This is a genomic window from Sphingomonas lenta (assembly GCF_002288825.1).
Lineage (GTDB): Bacteria > Pseudomonadota > Alphaproteobacteria > Sphingomonadales > Sphingomonadaceae > Sphingomonas > Sphingomonas lenta.
The window spans coordinates 328,427-344,912 of the sequence record NZ_NSLI01000004.1 but is presented as its reverse complement, the minus strand read 5'-3'; the positions used below and the strand labels follow the sequence as shown (position 1 = coordinate 344,912).

The following is a 16,486-nucleotide window of genomic DNA, read 5'->3' as shown; positions in this document are numbered from 1 at the left end:
CGCCGCCTCGGCGCAAGACTCGCGCGAAGCCGGCCGGCGGGCGCTCGCGCCCGTTCGACGACGCGGGACTTGCTCCCGCGTCGGCCTCTTAGGAAGAACCAGCCATGCCCCGCCCCGCCGCCTGGCGTTTAGACCTCGCCGCCTACCCGCACCACGCGGCCGTCCAGACGCGCTTTCAAGACCTGGACGTGCTCGGCCACCTCAACAACGTCGCCTTCGCTGCGCTGTTCGAGACCGCGCGCACCCGCTTCAACCGCGAGGCGGAGCTGTGGGGCAAGCGTTTCTCCGGCCGCCGCGCCGTCGTGGCGAGCCAGGAGATCCACTATCTCGCCGAGGGCAGCTATCCCGAGGACGTGGAGGTCGCGACCGGCATCGGCCATGCCGGCAACCGCAGCTGGTCCATCCTCGCCGCCATGTTCCAGGGCGGCCGCGCGATCGCGACCTGTGACGTGGTGATCGTCATGGACAAGAATGACGACGGCGCCGGCATGCCCGACGCATTCCGGGCGCGGCTGGAGGAGTTCCGGGTGCGCGAGCCCTAATCCTCGAACACCGCCGCGCGCTTCTCCATGTTTGCGCGCACCTGCTCGATCTGATTGGGCGTGCGTATCACCTTCAGCTGTTCCACCGTCTCCAGGTCCAGGATGGACGCAGGATCGCCGTCGGCGGCATGGTTGTAGAGCCGCTTGATCCCACGCACCGCGTGCGGGTTGCGGCCCGCGATCTCGCGCGCCAGCGCGTGCGCGGCCTCCAGCGGGTCTTCCGCGACCCGCGTCACGAACCCGAACCGCTCCGCCTCCGCCGCCCCGAACTCGCGGCCCGTATATGTCAGCTCGCGCAATACGTCGTCGCGCGCCAGCGTGCGCCACAGCGCGATCCCGCCCATGTCGGGCACCAGCCCCCAGTGCGACTCGCGGATCGCGAAGCGCGTGTCGGGCGCGGCGATGCGGATGTCGGCCCCCGACATGATCTGGAAACCGCCGCCGAACGCGACGCCGTGCACCGCCGCGATCACCGGCATGGGCAGCGTCCGCCAGCCCCAGCTCACCTGCTGCACCTTGTTGGCCGGCCCCCAGGCGCGCTCGGCGATGTCGAGCCCTGACCCGCCGCCGGCCATGCTCGCCATGTCGAGCCCCGCGCAGAAGGCGCGCCCTTCGCCCGACAGCACCGCCACGCGCACGCCGGTCATGCCCGCCAGCTGGTCGATCGCGTCGACGATGCCGTCGAACATGGCGGGGTCGAGCGCGTTCATCTTGTCCGGCCGGGCGAGGCGGATGTCGGCGACCCCGCCCTCGACGTTGATGGTGACGCGATCGGTCATGTCATGCTCCTTTTTTCCCCTCTCCCGCTTTCGCGGGAGAGGGACAGGCGCGCAAGCGCCAGGGTGAGGGCAGTGCCCCGTACAGACCCTCACCCTGCGGCTACGCCGCTGTCCCTCTCCCGCGAAAGCGGGAGAGGGTTGATGTTGCCCGCCGTACCTGATCCGCTACAGCGCCCGCCCATGGGCTTCGACATACGCGCCTTCGCCACCCACCGCTTCGGCGGCCATGGGGGCAGGCTGGGCATCACCTACCACGATCACGGCGAGGACTGGGCCGAGCTCGCCCTACCCTACGCGCCCGACCTCGTCGGCGACCCGGAGCGCGGCGTGCTCGCGTCCGGGCCGATCATCACGCTGATGGACATGGCGACGAGCCTCGCCGTGTGGAGCAAGCGCGACCGCTGGGTCCCGCACGCGACGCTCGACCTCCGCATCGACTATCTCCGTCCCGCCACGCCCGGCCGCACGGTGATCGGTCGCGGAGAGTGCTACCGCCTCACCCGCGCCATCTCGTTCGTGCGCGGCCAAGCGCATGACGGCGATCCCGAAGACCCGATCGCGCATGTCGCGGGCACTTACATGAATACGGAGGTGCAGCCGTGAAGCTGCCGCCCTACGCCGAGGTGCTCGGCCTCGAGATCGAACCGAGTGACGGCGCGCCCGTGCTCGTGATGCCCTTCGCCGACGACGTGGTCGGCCGCCCCGGCTTCCTCCATGGCGGCGCGATCTCGGGCTTGTTGGAGATGGCGGCGATCGTCGCGCTCGACCATGCGCTGGCGGGCGAGAGCGGAGGCCGGATCAAGCCGGTGGGCGTCACCGTCGACTTCATGCGCGGCGGCCGCGACAAGCCCACCCGCGCCGCGGGCCGCGTGACCCGTCTCGGCACGCGCGTCGCGAACGTCGAGGCGACGGCGTGGCAGGACGAGCCCGACCGCCCGATCGCGGCGGCGCGGATGAACTACTTGATCGTGCGGGGCTGAGCGCAGTTCGGCGACCACTCCCGTCACCCCGGACTTGTTCCGGGGTCCATCGTCGTCCGGGCGAACCATCAGCGGGTATGGGACCACCTGCGGTGCGCTTCTTTCAGCGGAAATGCGCGCACCGCGATGGACCCCGGAACAAGTCCGGGGTGACGATAGGGTGTGGTAACCGCAAATTCTCCTACGCCGGGTCCAGGCGGATCAGCCGCCCCGACCCGCCGTCCTCCAGCACCCAGATCGCGCCGTCGGGACCCTGCTCCACCTCGCGGATGCGCGCGCCCAGGCCGATGCGGCCGGCCTCACTCGCGGTCGCGCCCGACACGCGCACCCGCACGATTCCCTGCGCGGTCAGGCCCGCCAGCACGAAGTCGCCGTTCCAGCCGGAGAAGCGCGTGCCCGTGTACTGGATCATGCCGCCCGGCGCGATCACGGGCGTCCAGCTCACCAGCGGCGCGGCGAACTCGGGCCGCGTGGAGTGGCGCGGCAGCACCTCGCCGTCGTTTCCTTCGGACACGACGCGCCAGCCGTAATTGCGCCCGCGCTCGATCAGGTTGAACTCGTCGCCGCCCTCCGGCCCCATCTCGCTGGAGAAGAGCCGGCCGTCGGTCGCGAGCACGAGCCCGTACGGGTTGCGGTGGCCCAGCGTCCAGATCTCCGGCCTGGGATCGGCGACCGCCGGCAGCACGCCGTCCGGGTCGATGCGGACGATCTTGCCCAGCGTGTTGCCGGTCGCCTGCGCGGGCGCGCCCTGGTGCCGCTCGCCCGCGGTGATGAACAGGAAGCCGTCGGACGCGAACGCCAGCCGTCCGCCGAAATGCCGGTCGTCGTTGGCGATCTTCGGCACCTGCCGCCAGACGAGCTGGAGATTGTCGAGCCGCCCGCCGCCCGCATCCAGCGTCAGCGTACCGCGCGCCACCGCTAGCCCCGTGCCGCCCTGCCCCCCTTCCGCGAAGCTCAGGTAAATGCGGCGGTTGCTCGCGTAGGCCGGGTCGAGCGCCACGTCGAGCAGCCCGCCCTGCCCCCGCGCCACCACCGCGGGCGTGCCCGACACGGGCGCCGAGACCGCGCCCGCGGTCGTCACCACACGCAGGTTCCCGCCGCGCTCCGTCACGAGCAGCCGCCCGTCGGGCAGGAACACCATCGCCCAGGGGCTGGCGAAGGTCGCCACCGCCCCGCGCGTCACCGCCGTCGTGGTCGGCGACGGGCTGGGCGACGGGGTCGGGGCTGGAGTCGGGGCGGGCGTAGGCGAGGCGGTCGCGATGGGATCGGGCGCGGAACCGCCGTCGTCACCTCCGCAGCCGACGAGCAGGAGCGCGAGCGCACCGCCGGCCAGGAGGTGACGCGGGCTCACCGTCCGACCGGCGTCAGGCGCAGGAGCCGCCCCTGCGACCCGCGGCCGCCGTCCTCCAGCACGTAGATCGCGCCGTCCGGTCCCTCCTCGACCTCGCGGATGCGCGCGCCCATGTCCCATTGGCCGCCCTTGGCCGCGTTCGTGCCGTTCAGGTCGACGCGCACCAGCGCCTGGCTCCACAGCCCGCCGATGAACGCGTCGCCGCGCCACTGCGGGAACAGGTTGCCCGAGTAGATCATCAGCCCGCCGGGCGAGATCACAGGCGTCCAGTTGACCTTGTATTTCTCGAACTCGGGCCGCGTGTCGTGGTCGGGGATGGGCCGGCCGTCATAATGGTCGCCGTCCGACACGATCGGGTAGCCGTAGTTGCGGCCGGGCAGGATGAGGTTCACCTCGTCGCCGCCCTTGGGGCCCATCTCCTGCTCCCAGAGATTGCCCTGCGCATCGAACGCGATGCCGAGCAGGTTGCGGTGGCCGTAGCTCCATACGGCGGGGTGGAAGCCCTTGGCCGCGAGCGGGTTGCCCGGCGCGGGCTTGCCGTCGTGCGTCAGCCTGAGCACCTTGCCCAGCGTCGATTTCGGATCCTGCGCGGGCGTGAACTTCTGCCGCTCGCCCATGGTGAAGAACAGGTGCCGGTTGTCGGACGCGAAGGCGATGCGGCCCGAATAGTGGCCGTCGCCCTGCACATAGGGCGTCGCCTCGATCAGCTTCTGGACTTCGTCGAGCCGCGCCTGTCCGTTCGCCTCGACCAGCCGCCCGCGCGACAGCACCACGCCTTTGCCGCCCGGCCCCGCCTCTGAATAGGAGAAGTAGACCAGCCCGGAGCGCGCGAAGTCGGGGTGGAGCACCACGTCCATCAGTCCGCCCTGCCCCGCGCTGTCGACGGCGGGGATGCCCGCCACCTGCGTGCGGCCCCGCCCGTCGGCGGACACGAGCATGAGCTGCCCCGCCTTCTCCGTCACCAGCATGCGCCGGTCCGGCAGGAACGTCATCGCCCAGGGCGCCTCGAAATCGGCGACGGGCGTGACCTGGAACGGCTTGGCGTCAGAGGTCGGCGCCTGCGCGCCCGCCTGGTACTTGCCCTGCGGCTGGCCCGCCTGTCCTTCGGCCGGCGACCCGCCGGTGCATGCAATCAGTGCGGCCGTGATGACCGCGAGCGAGATCAAGCGCATTTTCGTCTCCTGCTACGGAGCCGAAACGTCGTATCCGCCCCACGGGTTGCGCAAGACGCGGGGCGGGCGTATATCACCCGTGCTTTCTCGACATCGCTAGCGGTGAAGAGGCTGCGGAGCGGTGCTCCGCGGCGGCGACCACCTGCATCCGGAACACCGACGCTTGACCGACATCGCGCTCCTCACCCAGTTGATCGAACCCGAGGCTCAGGCGCTCGGCTTCGACCTCGTCCGGGTGAAGATGTACGGCGGGAAGTCGGACCCGACGCTCCAGGTCATGGCCGAGCGGCCCGACACGCGCCAGCTGACGATCGACGACTGCGCCGACCTGTCGCGGCGCATCTCCGACCGGCTCGACCAGCTGGAGGCGGAAGGCCGCGACCCGATCGAGCACGCCTACCGGCTCGAGGTGTCGAGCCCCGGCATCGACCGGCCGCTGACGCGGCTCAAGGATTTCGGCGACTGGGCCGGCCATGAGGCGCGCGTCCAGCTCGCGCAGCCGGTGGACGGGCGCAAGCAGCTCACCGGCGACCTCGTCGGCGTCGAGGGCGACCGCGTCACGGTGGACGTACGCGGGCACGGGGCGATGACGATCGGCTTCGATCAGATCGCCGACGCCAAGCTCACCATCACCGACCGGCTCATCGCCGCCACCAAGCCGCTCTCCACTGAGGGTGCGGAAGAGTTCGAACAAGAGGCGGACGAGGACGCCGCCCCAGCAGAGGAACAAGCGTAACATGGCCACCGCCGCCACCGCCAACCGCGCGGAGCTGATCGCGATCGCCAATTCGGTCGCGTCCGAGAAGATGATCGACCGCGCCATCGTGATCGAGGCGATGGAGGACGCGATCCAGCGCGCCGCCAAGAACCGCTACGGCGCGGAGATGGACATCCGCGCCAAGCTCGACCCCAACACCGGCGACCTGCGCCTGTGGCGCGTCGTCGAGGTGGTCGAGCAGGTCGACGACATCTACAAGCAGGTCGACGTCAAGGGCGCGCAGAAGCTGCAGCCGGGCGCCTCCGTCGGCGACTTCCTCGTCGACCCGCTGCCGCCGATAGAGTTCGGCCGCATCCAGGCGCAGGCGTCCAAGCAGGTCATTTTCCAGAAGGTCCGCGACGCCGAGCGCGAGCGCCAATACGAAGAGTTCAAGGACCGCCAGGGCGAGATCATCACCGGCGTTGTCAAGCGCGTCGAGTTCGGCCACGTTGTCGTCGACCTGGGCCGCGCCGAGGGCGTGATCCGCCGCGACCAGCAGATCCCGCGCGAGGTGGTGCGCGTCAACGACCGCATCCGCGCGCTGATCCTGAAGGTGGTCCGCGAGAACCGCGGGCCGCAGATCTTCCTCAGCCGCGCGCATCCCGACTTCATGAAGAAGCTGTTCGCGCAGGAGGTGCCGGAGATCTACGACGGCATCATCGAGATCAAGGCCGCCGCGCGCGATCCGGGCAGCCGCGCCAAGATCGGCGTGATCAGCCACGATTCGTCCATCGACCCCGTCGGCGCGTGCGTCGGCATGAAGGGCTCCAGAGTCCAGGCGGTCGTCCAGGAGATGCAGGGCGAGAAGATCGACATCATCCCCTGGTCGCCCGACACCGCCACCTTTGTCGTCAACGCGCTCCAGCCTGCCAACGTCGCGCGCGTGCTGATCGACGAGGAGGAGGACCGGATCGAGGTGGTCGTGCCCGACGACCAGCTCTCGCTCGCCATCGGCCGCCGCGGCCAGAACGTCCGCCTCGCGTCGCAGCTGACCGCCAAGGCGATCGACATCTTGACGGAGGCCGACGCCTCCGAGAAGCGCCAGCGCGAGTTCGTGGAGCGCTCCGACACGTTCCAGAACGAGCTGGACGTCGACGAGACGCTGGCGCAGCTGCTGGTCGCCGAGGGCTTCACCCAGCTCGAGGAGGTGGCTTACGTCGAGCTCGACGAGCTCGCCTCGATCGAAGGCTTCGACGAGGACCTCGCCCAGGAGCTGCAGAGCCGCGCGCAGGAAGCGCTCGAGCGCCGCGAGCAGGCGAACCGCGAGGAGCGCACTGCGCTCGGCGTCGAAGACGCGCTGGCCGAGATGCCGTATCTGACCGAAGCGATGCTCGTCACGCTGGGCAAAGCCGGCATCAAGACGCTGGACGACCTCGCCGACCTCGCCACCGACGAGCTGGTAGAGCGTCCCAAGGCCGAGCCGCGCCGCCGCGGCGAGGATGGGCAGCGCACCCAGGTGCCGCGCAAGGGCGGCATCCTCGCCGAATACGGTCTGACCGAAGAGCAGGGCAACGAGATCATCATGGCCGCCCGCGCCCATTGGTTCGAGGACGAGGACGCGGCCGAGGCTCCGCAGGAGGACGCGCATGCGGACTCCGCGCAATGAGGCCCGCACTCTAGCCCTCACGGCTGATCAGGCGGCGGACGGCCCGGTCCGCCGCTGCGTCCTGTCCGGCGACCGCGTCGCGCGCGCGTCGCTGATCCGGCTCGCGCTCGGGCCGGACGGCTCCGTGCATCCCGACATCCGCGCCAAGGCGCCCGGCCGCGGCGCTTGGATCGGTATCGGCCGTGCCGAACTGGAACAGGCGGTCGCGAAGGGACGTCTTCGAGGTGCGCTCTCGCGCGCGTTCAAGTCGAACGAAGTGCGCGTGCTCCCCGACTTGCCCGAGCGCATCGAGGACTCGCTCCGCCGCCACGCGCTCGACCGGCTCGGCCTGGAGGCGAAGTCGGGCACGCTGCTAACCGGCTCCGACAAGATCGAGGCCGCCGCTCGTTCCGGCCAGCTCCACGCGCTCTACCACGCCGCCGACGCACGAGAGGACGGGATGCGCAAGCTCGCTCAAGGATGGCGCGTCGGATCGGATCGGGAAGGAAGTGACCTCAAGGGGTTGGTTCTCCCGCTCGAGCGCACCATATTGTCGTTAGCCTTGGGCCGGGAGAATGTGGTACATCTCGGCCTGACCGACCGTGCGGCGGCGAAGCGGGTGGGCGACGCGCTCGACCGCTGGCTGCGTTTCATCGGACCCGAATCTTCCCTGGAGCCTTGCGGAACGGCCCCGCAAGGCGCATCGGCGCTTCCCGCCGGGGCAGCGCCAACGGCCGTGACGAACTGAGGAACACGAGTGAGCGACACCGACAACGACAAGCCCAAGCTCGGCATGCGCGCGCCCCTAGGGCTGCGCCGCACGGTCGAGACCGGCAAGGTGAAGCAGAGTTTCAGCCACGGCCGGTCGAACACCGTTATCGTGGAGACGAAAAAGGCGCGGACCTTCCGCCGCCCCGGCGAGGCCGCGCCCGAGGCGGAAGCGCTGCAGCCCGCGCCCGCGCCCGCGCAGCCTGAGACGGTCGCTCCCCAGCCCGCGCCCGCCCGCGCCCCTGCGGGCGAGACGCCGCAGGAGCGCCAAGCCCGCCTGCTGCGCGAGGCCGAAGAGCAGCGCATGGCTGCGCTCGAGGAGACGCGCCGCCGCGAGGCCGAGCAGCGCCAGCGTGCCGTCGAGGACGAGCGTCGCCGCGCCGAGGAGCGCGCCCGCGTCGAGGCCGAAGCGCAGACCCAGCCTGCTCCGGTACCCGAGCCGCAGCCCACGCCCGCCCCGGAACCGGTCGCCGCGCCCGAGCCGGCCCCCGCGCCCGCTCCGCAGCGCGAGCCCGAGGTGGCCCGCGCCGCCGAGGCGCGTCAGGCGCAAGCCGCTGCGCCGGCTCCGCGTCCTGCGCCCACGCCCGCGCCGCCCCCGCCGGTCGTGGAGCTCGCGCGCGACCCGTCCATGCCCGCGCCGCGCCGCTTCTCGCCCGTGGTGCGCCAAGCCCCGCCGCCTCCGCCGCCCAAGCCGGTTGAACAGCCCAAGCCTGCGGCTGCCACGCCGGCCGCGTCGGCGCAGTCGCAGCAGCGCAGTATGCCTTCGGGCCAGCCCACGCCGCGCAACGCGCCCCCGTCGCGTCCCGCGCCGTCGCGCGACCGCAAGGGCGAGGAGCGCCGCGGCGGCAAGCTGACCGTCAACCGCGCGCTGAACGACGGCGACGGCGCCCGCGCCCGCTCGCTCGCCGCGCTGAAGCGCGCGCGTGAAAAGGAGAAGCGCCACTTCGGCCCGCGCGAGGCGGCGCCCAAGCAGGTCCGCGACGTCCAGGTGCCCGACGCGATCACCGTCCAGGAACTCGCCAATCGCATGGCGGAGAAGGGCGCGGACCTGGTCAAGGCGCTGTTCAAGATGGGCATGCCCGTCACGATGACGCAGACGATCGACCAGGATACCGCCGAGCTGCTCGTCACCGAGTTCGGCCACAACGTGTCCCGCGTCTCCGCGTCCGACGTCGACCTGGCGGTGGACACCTCTGAGGACCCCGTCGAGGCGCTCCAGCCCCGGCCACCCGTGGTCACGATCATGGGCCATGTCGACCATGGCAAGACGTCGCTCCTCGACGCGCTGCGCGGCACGGACGTGGTGCGCGGCGAGGCCGGCGGCATCACGCAGCACATCGGTGCGTATCAGGTGACGCTCAAGGACAAGAGCAAGGTCACCTTCCTCGACACGCCGGGTCACGAGGCGTTCACGCAGATGCGCGCCCGCGGCGCGGACGTGACGGACATCGTGGTGCTGGTAGTCGCCGCCGACGACGGGCTGATGCCGCAGACGATCGAGGCCATCAACCACACCAAGGCTTCCGGCAAGCCGATGATCGTCGCGATCAACAAGATCGACAAGTACGAGGCCAATCCGCAGCGCGTCCGCGAGCGCCTGCTGGAGCACGAGGTCGTGGTCGAGGGCCTGGGCGGCGACGTCCAGGATGTGGAGGTCTCCGCGCTCAAGAAGACCGGCCTCGACGAGCTGATCGAGAAGATCCAGCTTCAGGCCGAGCTCCTGGAATTGCGCGCTAATCCCGACCGCGCGGCCGAGGGCGTGGTGGTCGAGGCCAAGCTCGACAAGGGCCGTGGCCCCGTCGCGACCGTCCTGGTGAAGCGCGGCACCTTGAAGGTCGGCGACGTGTTCGTCGTCGGCGCCGAGTCGGGCAAGGTCCGCGCGCTCGTCGACGACAAGGGCCGCCAGGTGAAGACCGCCGACCCGGCCATGCCCGTCGAGGTGCTGGGCATCGCCGGCGTGCCGTCGGCGGGCGACCAGCTCCAGGTCGTCGAGAACGAGGCGCGCGCCCGCGAGGTCGCCGAGTACCGTCAAGGCGTGCTGACCCAGAAGCGCACCACGGCGGCGCCTGCCAGCCTGGAGTCCATGTTCTCCGCGCTCAAGGAGAAGCAGGCCCAGGAATACCCGCTCGTCGTCAAGGCGGACACGCAGGGCACGGTCGAGGCGATCGTGGGCAGCCTCAACAAGCTGTCGACCGACGACATCCGCGTGCGCATCCTGCACTCGGGCGTGGGCGGCATCACCGAGTCCGACGTGACGTTGGCGGCCGCCAGCGGCGCGCCGATCATCGGCTTCAACGTCCGCCCCAACGCCAAGGCGCGCGAGATCGCCGAGCGCAACAAGGTCGCGTTCAAATATTACGACGTGATCTACGACCTGGTGGACGAGATCCGCGCCGGCATGGCCGGTCAGCTCGGCCCCGAGGCGTTCGAGACGGTGGTCGGCCGCGCGGAGATTCGCCAGGTCTTCTCGGCCGGCAAGACGGGCAAGGCCGCGGGTCTGCTGGTCGTCGAGGGCGCGATCCGCAAGGCGCTGAAAGCGCGCATCACGCGCAACGACGTCATCATCTACCAGGGCGAGATCGCCAGCTTGCGGCGCTTCAAGGACGACGTGCCGGAGGTCCGCGCGGGTCTGGAGTGTGGCGTGACGTTCACGCAGAACTTCACGGACATCAAGGCGGGCGACTTCCTGGAAACCTTCGAGGTCGAGCTCCGCGAGCGGACGCTCTAACGACCTTCCCTCTCCCGCTTTCGCGGGAGAGGGACAGGCCCATAGGGCCAGGGTGAGGGCCCTGACACGTAGATGAAGAACGACCAACCCGAACGCTCCGTCCGCACGCTCCGCGTCGGCGAGCAAGTGCGCCACGTCCTGTCCGAGATCCTGCAGCGCGGCGACGTCCACGACGAGACGCTGCAGAGCCATCTCGTGTCCATAACCGAGGTGCGCATGTCCCCCGACCTGCGCCACGCCACCGTGTTCGTGAAGCCGCTGCTTGGAGAAGACGAGCAGGCGGTGCTCAAGGCATTGCGCCAGAACACCGCCTATCTCCAGCGCGAGGTCGCTCACCGCGTGCGGACCAAATACGCCGCGCGTCTCAAGTTCCTCGCCGACGAGAGCTTCGACCAGGGCGGTCGCATCGACGCGATCCTGCGCAAGCCGGAGGTGGCGCGCGATTTGGGCGAGGAGTGATGGCCAAGCTCTATTTCTACTACGCCTCCATGAACGCGGGTAAGTCGACGAACCTGCTCCAGGCCGACTTCAACTATCGCGAGCGCGGAATGCGCACGATGCTGTTCACCGCCGCGGTGGACGACCGCTTCGCGCCGGGCGTGATCGCGAGCCGCATCGGCCTGTCCGCGCCCGCGACTGCGTTCGATGCGGGAACCGACATTGAGGCGCTGGTGCTCGCTGAGCACAATCGAGAATCGTTATCATGTGTGCTCGTCGACGAGGCTCAATTTCTGTCCGGGACCCAGGTCGACCAGCTCGCGCGCCTTGCCGATGCGCATGGACTACCCGTGCTCGCCTACGGCCTGCGCACTGACTTCCGCGGGGACCTGTTCGAGGGCTCGGCGCGGCTCCTGGCGCTCGCGGACGCTCTGCACGAGATCAAATCGGTGTGCACCTGCGGTCGCAAGGCGAGCATGAATCTGCGCGTTGACGACGAGGGCCGGCCGGTGGCGCACGGGCGCCAGCTCGAAATCGGCGGTAACGACCGCTACGTCGCGCTATGTCGCCGCCACTTCACCGAGGCGCTGGCGGGCTGACCTCGCCCACGCCATATCTCCCGTATGAACCCTGACAACATCATCTATCGCGCGGCCGTATGGATCGTGCCGCTGGTGATCGCGATCGTGTTCCACGAAGTCGCGCACGGCTGGGTCGCGCGCTTTCTGGGCGATCCCACCGCGGCCGAGCAGAAGCGGCTGAGCTTCAACCCGATTCGCCACGTCGATCCGATCGGCACCGTGGTGCTCCCCTTAAGCCTCGCGGTCGCGGGCGCGCCCGTGTTCGGCTGGGCCAAGCCCGTGCCCGTCGTCTCGCGGCGGCTCCGCAATCCGCGTGTCGGCATGATGCTGGTGGCGCTCGCCGGGCCGGGCATGAACATCCTGCTCGCGACGGTCGGCGCGATCGGGCTGGGGCTGGTGTTCGGCGTGTCGGACGGGATCACGGGGGCAGCGCGCTTCGCCGCCGACATGCTCTTCTCGTTTGTCGTCGTGAACGTGTTCTTGGCACTGTTCAACCTGCTACCCCTACCCCCGTTCGACGGCGGGCACGTGGTTGAGGGCCTGCTACCGCGCCCGCTCGCGCGCGAGTACGCCAAGATCGGCCGCTACGGCTTCCTGCTGCTCCTCGGCCTGCTCGTAGTGCTGCCGATGCTGGTGCCGAGCGCCAACATCGTCCAGCGCGTGGTCGCGCCGCCCGCGGAGGCGGTGACGGGCTGGTTCATGGCGCTGGCGCAGGCGATCGCCTGACGCGCGCGTGCACGGCTGGATCGTCCTCGACAAGCCCGTCGGCCCCGGCTCGACGGAGGCGGTGACCGCGGTCAAGCGCGCGTTGCGCGCGGGCGGCTACCCCAAACTTAAGGTAGGGCACGGCGGCACGCTCGACCCACTGGCGTCTGGCGTGCTGCCGGTCGCGATCGGCGAGGCGACCAAGCTCGCCGGTCGCTTGTTGGATAGCGACAAGATCTACGAGTTCACCATCCGCTTCGGTGAAGAAACGGCGACGCTGGACGCGGAGGGCGAGGTCATCGCGACCTCCCACGTGCGACCTTTACGTCGCGATATAGAGGCTGTCCTGGAGCGCTTCAGGGGTGAGCAGGATCAGATTCCACCCGTCTATTCGGCACTGAAGATCAACGGGCAACGCGCTTATGAGCTTGCCCGCTCGGGGCAAGAGATCGAACTCGCCACGCGACGGGTCAACATCAAGTATTTAGGCGCGCTTGGTATGCTGCCGGTTCGCAGCGAAGCGAGATTGCCACCAATTGAACAAAGTGACTTTCGCTCCGCTGTTCGCTCCTTTTTCGAGCGTGAGCGCGCCACTCACGCCGGCAAATATGAGCGTGTCCGCGAGGTTACGCTGACAGCGCACGTGTCGAAAGGTACGTACATCCGATCGCTCGCCCGCGACATCGCACTCGCGCTCGGCACGGTAGGTCACGTCACCATGCTTTGCCGGACCAAGGCCGGTCCATTCTGGATCCACCACGCGTTATCACTGGACAAATTGACCGAACTCGGCCATGCGCGCCGCCTCGAAGAAATACTCCTGCCGTTGAGGGCGGGGCTGGACGACATCCCGGCTCTCTCCCTCACTCTCGACCAGGCAGGGGCGCTCCGTCAGGGGCGGGTTCTGGCCGGGATCGCCGCCGACGCCGTCCGAGATGGGGGACAGGCTTTCGCGATGCTGGGGGACACCCCCGTCGCGCTGGTCGAAGTTCGGGACCGAGAGGTCCGCGTCGTTCGGGGCTTCAACCTCTGAATGGAAAGGAACACGATGTCGATCACTGCGGAGCGCAAGCAGGCGCTCATCACCGAGCACGCCCGTGAAGCGGGCGACACCGGCTCGCCGGAAGTCCAGGTCGCGATCCTCACCGAGCGGATCCGCAACCTGACCGACCACTTCAAGGGCCACGCCAAGGACAACCACTCGCGCCGCGGCCTGTTGATGATGGTCAACAAGCGCCGCGCGCTGCTGGACTATCTCCGCAAGAAGGACGGCCAGCGCTACCTCGACTTGATCGCGAAGCTCGGCCTTCGCAAGTAATTGGAAGGGCGGCCCAGCGGCCGCCCTTTCCTTATCGGCCCCGACGCAGTTCGGCGTTCGGGTCAGGGGCGATGACAGCTCCGAACCGCCGCGGGCCGGACAAGCCCGCACATAGGCCCCGGCCGGCATAGGGCCACCGGAGTGAAGGAAACCAAATGTTCGACACCAAGAAAGTGGAGATCGAGTGGGGCGGCAAGACGCTGACGCTCGAAACGGGCCGCGTCGCCCGTCAGGCCGACGGCGCGGTGCTCGCGACGCTCGGCGAGACCGTCGTGCTCTGCGCGGTTACGGCGGCGAAGTCGGTCAAGGAAGGCCAGGACTTCTTCCCGCTCACCGTCCACTACCAGGAGAAGTTCTCCGCTAGCGGGCGCATCCCCGGCGGCTTCTTCAAGCGCGAGCGCGGCGCGACCGAGCGCGAGACGCTGATCTCCCGCCTTATCGATCGCCCTATCAGGCCACTCTTCCCTGAGGGCTTTTATAACGAAATCAATGCGATTGCTCAGGTCATGAGCTATGACGGCGAGAACGAGCCGGACATCCTGGCGATGATCGCGGCCAGCGCGGCGCTGACGCTGTCGGGCGTGCCGTTCATGGGGCCGATCGGCGCGGCGCGGGTCGGGTATCGCGATGGCGAGTATCAGCTGAATCCGACCGACGCCGAAGTCGCGGCGGGCGAGCTCGACCTGGTCGTGGCGGGCACGCACGACGCGGTCATGATGGTGGAGTCGGAGGCCAAGGAGCTGTCCGAGGACGTCATGCTCGGCGCCGTCATGTTCGCGCACCGCGAGTTCCAGCGCGTCATCGGGGCGATCATCGAGCTCGCCGAGCAGGCCGCCAAGGACCCGTGGGAGCTCGCCCCCGTCGAGGACAAGTCGGCGACCATGGCGAAGCTCCGCGAGGCGATCGGCGCGGACCTCCAGGCCGCGTACCGCATCACCAACAAGGCCGAGCGCCAGAACGCGGTCAACGCCGCCCGCGCCAAGGCCCGCGAGGTATTCGAGCCGCTGAAGCACGAGGACCCCGCCCAATATCTCGGCACCTTGAAGCTCGTGAAGAAGCTCGAGGCCGACATCGTCCGCGGCGCGATCCTGACCGACGGCGTGCGCATCGACGGCCGCGACACCCGGACGGTGCGCCCGATCGAGGCGGAGGTCCACTTCCTGCCGCGCGCGCACGGCTCCGCGCTGTTCACCCGCGGCGAGACGCAGACCATCGCCACCACCACGCTCGGCACGCGTGACGCCGAGCAGATGATCGACGGGCTGAACGGCCTGTCGTACCAGCACTTCATGCTGCACTATAACTTCCCGCCCTATTCGGTCGGCGAAGTGGGCCGCTTCGGCGCGCCGGGCCGTCGCGAGATCGGCCACGGCAAGCTCGCCTGGCGCGCGCTCAACCCCGTGCTGCCGTCGAAGGAGGAGTTCCCCTACACGATCCGCGTGACGTCCGACATCACGGAGTCGAACGGCTCCTCGTCGATGGCGACCGTATGCGGCGGCAGCCTGGCGCTGATGGACGCGGGCGTGCCGATCAAGCGGCCGGTGTCGGGGATCGCCATGGGCCTGATCAAGGAAGGCGACCGCTTCGCCGTCCTGTCGGACATCCTGGGCGACGAGGATCACCTGGGCGACATGGACTTCAAGGTCGCCGGCACCTCGGAGGGCATCACCAGCCTCCAGATGGACATCAAGATCGCCGGCATCACCGAGGAGATCATGCGCACCGCGCTGGCCCAGGCGCATGAGGGCCGCGCGCACATCCTGGGCGAGATGGCCAAGGCGCTGGGCGAGACCCGCACCGAGCTCAGCGCGCATGCGCCGCGCATCGAGACGATGCAGATCGACAAGTCCAAGATCCGCGACGTCATCGGCACGGGCGGCAAGGTGATCCGCGAAATCGTCGCCACCACGGGCGCCAAGGTCGACATCGACGACGAGGGCGTGATCAAGATCTCGAGCTCGGACGGCGCGCAGATCGAGGCGGCGATGAACTGGATCAAGGGCATCGTCGAGGAGGCCGAGGTCGGCAAGATCTACACCGGCAAGGTCGTCAACCTCGTCGATTTCGGCGCGTTCGTGAATTTCATGGGCGGCAAGGACGGCCTGGTCCACGTCTCCGAGATCCGGAACGAGCGCGTGGAGAAGGTGTCCGACGTCCTGTCCGAAGGCCAGGAGGTCAAGGTCAAGGTCCTGGAGATCGACCCGCGCGGCAAGGTCCGCCTGTCGATGCGCGTCGTCGACCAGGAGACCGGCGCCGAGCTGGAGGACACGCGCCCCGCCCGCGAGCCGCGCGGTGATCGTGGCGACCGCGGCGACCGCGGCCCCCGCCGCGACGGCGACCGCCGGCGTGGCGGCGGTGGCGGTGACCGGGATCGCGGTCCGCGCGGTGACCGGGGCGGCGATCGTGGTGGCGACCGCGGCGATCGGGGCCCGCGCCGCGAGCGCTCCGAAGGCGGCAACGACGACGGCCCCGCGCCCGAGTTCGCGCCGGCGTTCCTGACGGGCGACCGCGACTGAGCTTTCGATCAGGGTCGATGAGAAGGGCTCGGCGGGCGACCGCCGGGCCCTTTTTCGTCAGCCGGTTTTTATCGTGTTTGGCGTTAATAGAGGCCGGGTAAGCCGCCGCAGCTCGACCGCCTCGGCTTCCTCTGATCACACGAGGCTGGCCCGCGGCAGTTAACAGGATCAGAGAAGCTGTCGATCAATTTGCTCCACTGCTGAAAAGAACCATCGTCGGCCGCTCATGTCTACTTCGGCGCTCCTCAATACCGGACATCCGTTCG

At 69.3% G+C, this 16,486-nt stretch carries 16 protein-coding genes; 13 read left to right on the top strand and 3 right to left on the bottom strand.

What is annotated here, in order from left to right; all coding sequences use genetic code 11:
* The first annotated feature begins 104 nt into the window (after positions 1 to 104).
* Positions 105 to 542, top strand: a complete 438-nt coding sequence (locus tag CKY28_RS13910; RefSeq protein WP_095998960.1) for an acyl-CoA thioesterase — start codon at positions 105 to 107, stop codon at positions 540 to 542.
* Here the strand turns inward: CKY28_RS13910 and CKY28_RS13905 are convergent.
* A complete protein-coding gene (locus CKY28_RS13905; RefSeq protein WP_095998959.1) occupies positions 539 to 1,321 on the bottom strand; it encodes a crotonase/enoyl-CoA hydratase family protein in 783 nt (260 codons plus the stop codon). The two genes, CKY28_RS13910 and CKY28_RS13905, sit on opposite strands and share 4 nt — an antisense overlap.
* A gap of 180 nt (positions 1,322 to 1,501) precedes the next feature.
* Here CKY28_RS13905 and CKY28_RS13900 point away from each other — a divergent pair, with 180 nt between their 5' ends.
* Together CKY28_RS13900 and CKY28_RS13895 are read left to right on the top strand one after the other, a co-directional pair.
* Complete coding sequence (locus tag CKY28_RS13900; protein WP_095998958.1) at positions 1,502 to 1,924, top strand: PaaI family thioesterase; 423 nt, start codon at positions 1,502 to 1,504, stop codon at positions 1,922 to 1,924.
* Positions 1,921 to 2,301, top strand: a complete 381-nt coding sequence (locus tag CKY28_RS13895; RefSeq protein ID WP_095998957.1) for a PaaI family thioesterase — start codon at positions 1,921 to 1,923, stop codon at positions 2,299 to 2,301. Before CKY28_RS13900 ends, CKY28_RS13895 begins: the two co-directional genes overlap by 4 nt.
* Positions 2,302 to 2,482: 181 nt before the next feature.
* Here the strand turns inward: CKY28_RS13895 and CKY28_RS13890 are convergent, their stop codons facing one another.
* Entirely contained in the window at positions 2,483 to 3,652 is a 1,170-nt protein-coding gene (locus tag CKY28_RS13890; RefSeq protein WP_095998956.1) for a PQQ-dependent sugar dehydrogenase, read from the bottom strand.
* Entirely contained in the window at positions 3,649 to 4,824 is a 1,176-nt protein-coding gene (locus CKY28_RS13885) for a PQQ-dependent sugar dehydrogenase (protein ID WP_095998955.1), read from the bottom strand. The genes CKY28_RS13890 and CKY28_RS13885 overlap by 4 nt, the downstream gene beginning before the upstream one ends.
* A 163-nt stretch (positions 4,825 to 4,987) precedes the next feature.
* On the opposite strand from CKY28_RS13885, the gene rimP reads away from it, so the two are divergent.
* From rimP to pnp, 10 genes are all read left to right on the top strand, one after another.
* Complete coding sequence (rimP, locus tag CKY28_RS13880) at positions 4,988 to 5,560, top strand: ribosome maturation protein RimP (RefSeq protein ID WP_095999239.1); 573 nt, start codon at positions 4,988 to 4,990, stop codon at positions 5,558 to 5,560.
* A 1-nt stretch (position 5,561) separates the two neighbouring features.
* Positions 5,562 to 7,187: a transcription termination factor NusA gene (gene nusA / locus CKY28_RS13875; protein WP_095998954.1), complete on the top strand. Its 1,626-nt coding sequence runs from the start codon at positions 5,562 to 5,564 to the stop codon at positions 7,185 to 7,187.
* Positions 7,168 to 7,914, top strand: coding sequence for a DUF448 domain-containing protein (locus CKY28_RS13870; protein ID WP_095998953.1), 747 nt, complete (start codon positions 7,168 to 7,170; stop codon positions 7,912 to 7,914). Before nusA ends, CKY28_RS13870 begins: the two co-directional genes overlap by 20 nt.
* A gap of 9 nt (positions 7,915 to 7,923) precedes the next feature.
* Positions 7,924 to 10,662 (top strand): translation initiation factor IF-2, encoded by a 2,739-nt coding sequence (gene infB / locus CKY28_RS13865; protein WP_095998952.1) that lies wholly within the window; start codon positions 7,924 to 7,926, stop codon positions 10,660 to 10,662.
* A gap of 72 nt (positions 10,663 to 10,734) precedes the next feature.
* Positions 10,735 to 11,121: a 30S ribosome-binding factor RbfA gene (gene rbfA / locus CKY28_RS13860; RefSeq protein WP_095998951.1), complete on the top strand. Its 387-nt coding sequence runs from the start codon at positions 10,735 to 10,737 to the stop codon at positions 11,119 to 11,121.
* Entirely contained in the window at positions 11,121 to 11,699 is a 579-nt protein-coding gene (locus CKY28_RS13855; protein WP_095998950.1) for a thymidine kinase, read from the top strand. Before rbfA ends, CKY28_RS13855 begins: the two co-directional genes overlap by 1 nt.
* A gap of 24 nt (positions 11,700 to 11,723) precedes the next feature.
* On the top strand, positions 11,724 to 12,407 hold the full coding sequence (locus CKY28_RS13850; RefSeq protein ID WP_095998949.1) for a site-2 protease family protein: 684 nt from the start codon (positions 11,724 to 11,726) through the stop codon (positions 12,405 to 12,407).
* Between the two features lie 7 nt (positions 12,408 to 12,414).
* Complete coding sequence (gene truB, locus CKY28_RS13845) at positions 12,415 to 13,419, top strand: tRNA pseudouridine(55) synthase TruB (RefSeq protein WP_095998948.1); 1,005 nt, start codon at positions 12,415 to 12,417, stop codon at positions 13,417 to 13,419.
* Positions 13,420 to 13,434: 15 nt separating this feature from the next.
* Positions 13,435 to 13,704, top strand: a complete 270-nt coding sequence (gene rpsO, locus CKY28_RS13840; RefSeq protein ID WP_095999238.1) for a 30S ribosomal protein S15 — start codon at positions 13,435 to 13,437, stop codon at positions 13,702 to 13,704.
* Positions 13,705 to 13,859: 155 nt separating this feature from the next.
* Positions 13,860 to 16,220 (top strand): polyribonucleotide nucleotidyltransferase, encoded by a 2,361-nt coding sequence (pnp, locus tag CKY28_RS13835; protein ID WP_095998947.1) that lies wholly within the window; start codon positions 13,860 to 13,862, stop codon positions 16,218 to 16,220.
* Positions 16,221 to 16,486 lie beyond the last annotated feature (266 nt).

What these genes read in the sequence shown, in the direction of transcription:
- CKY28_RS13885 (WP_095998955.1), bottom strand. Translation starts at nt 4,824, where the DNA reads ATGCGCTTGATCTCGCTCGCGGTCATCACGGCCGCACTGATTGCATGC.
- nusA (WP_095998954.1), top strand. Translation starts at nt 5,562, where the DNA reads ATGGCCACCGCCGCCACCGCCAACCGCGCGGAGCTGATCGCGATCGCC.
- rbfA (WP_095998951.1), top strand. Translation starts at nt 10,735, where the DNA reads ATGAAGAACGACCAACCCGAACGCTCCGTCCGCACGCTCCGCGTCGGC.
- CKY28_RS13905 (WP_095998959.1), bottom strand. Translation starts at nt 1,321, where the DNA reads ATGACCGATCGCGTCACCATCAACGTCGAGGGCGGGGTCGCCGACATC.
- CKY28_RS13870 (WP_095998953.1), top strand. Translation starts at nt 7,168, where the DNA reads ATGCGGACTCCGCGCAATGAGGCCCGCACTCTAGCCCTCACGGCTGAT.
- CKY28_RS13910 (WP_095998960.1), top strand. Translation starts at nt 105, where the DNA reads ATGCCCCGCCCCGCCGCCTGGCGTTTAGACCTCGCCGCCTACCCGCAC.
- CKY28_RS13850 (WP_095998949.1), top strand. Translation starts at nt 11,724, where the DNA reads ATGAACCCTGACAACATCATCTATCGCGCGGCCGTATGGATCGTGCCG.
- pnp (WP_095998947.1), top strand. Translation starts at nt 13,860, where the DNA reads ATGTTCGACACCAAGAAAGTGGAGATCGAGTGGGGCGGCAAGACGCTG.
- CKY28_RS13900 (WP_095998958.1), top strand. Translation starts at nt 1,502, where the DNA reads ATGGGCTTCGACATACGCGCCTTCGCCACCCACCGCTTCGGCGGCCAT.
- CKY28_RS13855 (WP_095998950.1), top strand. Translation starts at nt 11,121, where the DNA reads ATGGCCAAGCTCTATTTCTACTACGCCTCCATGAACGCGGGTAAGTCG.
- rpsO (WP_095999238.1), top strand. Translation starts at nt 13,435, where the DNA reads ATGTCGATCACTGCGGAGCGCAAGCAGGCGCTCATCACCGAGCACGCC.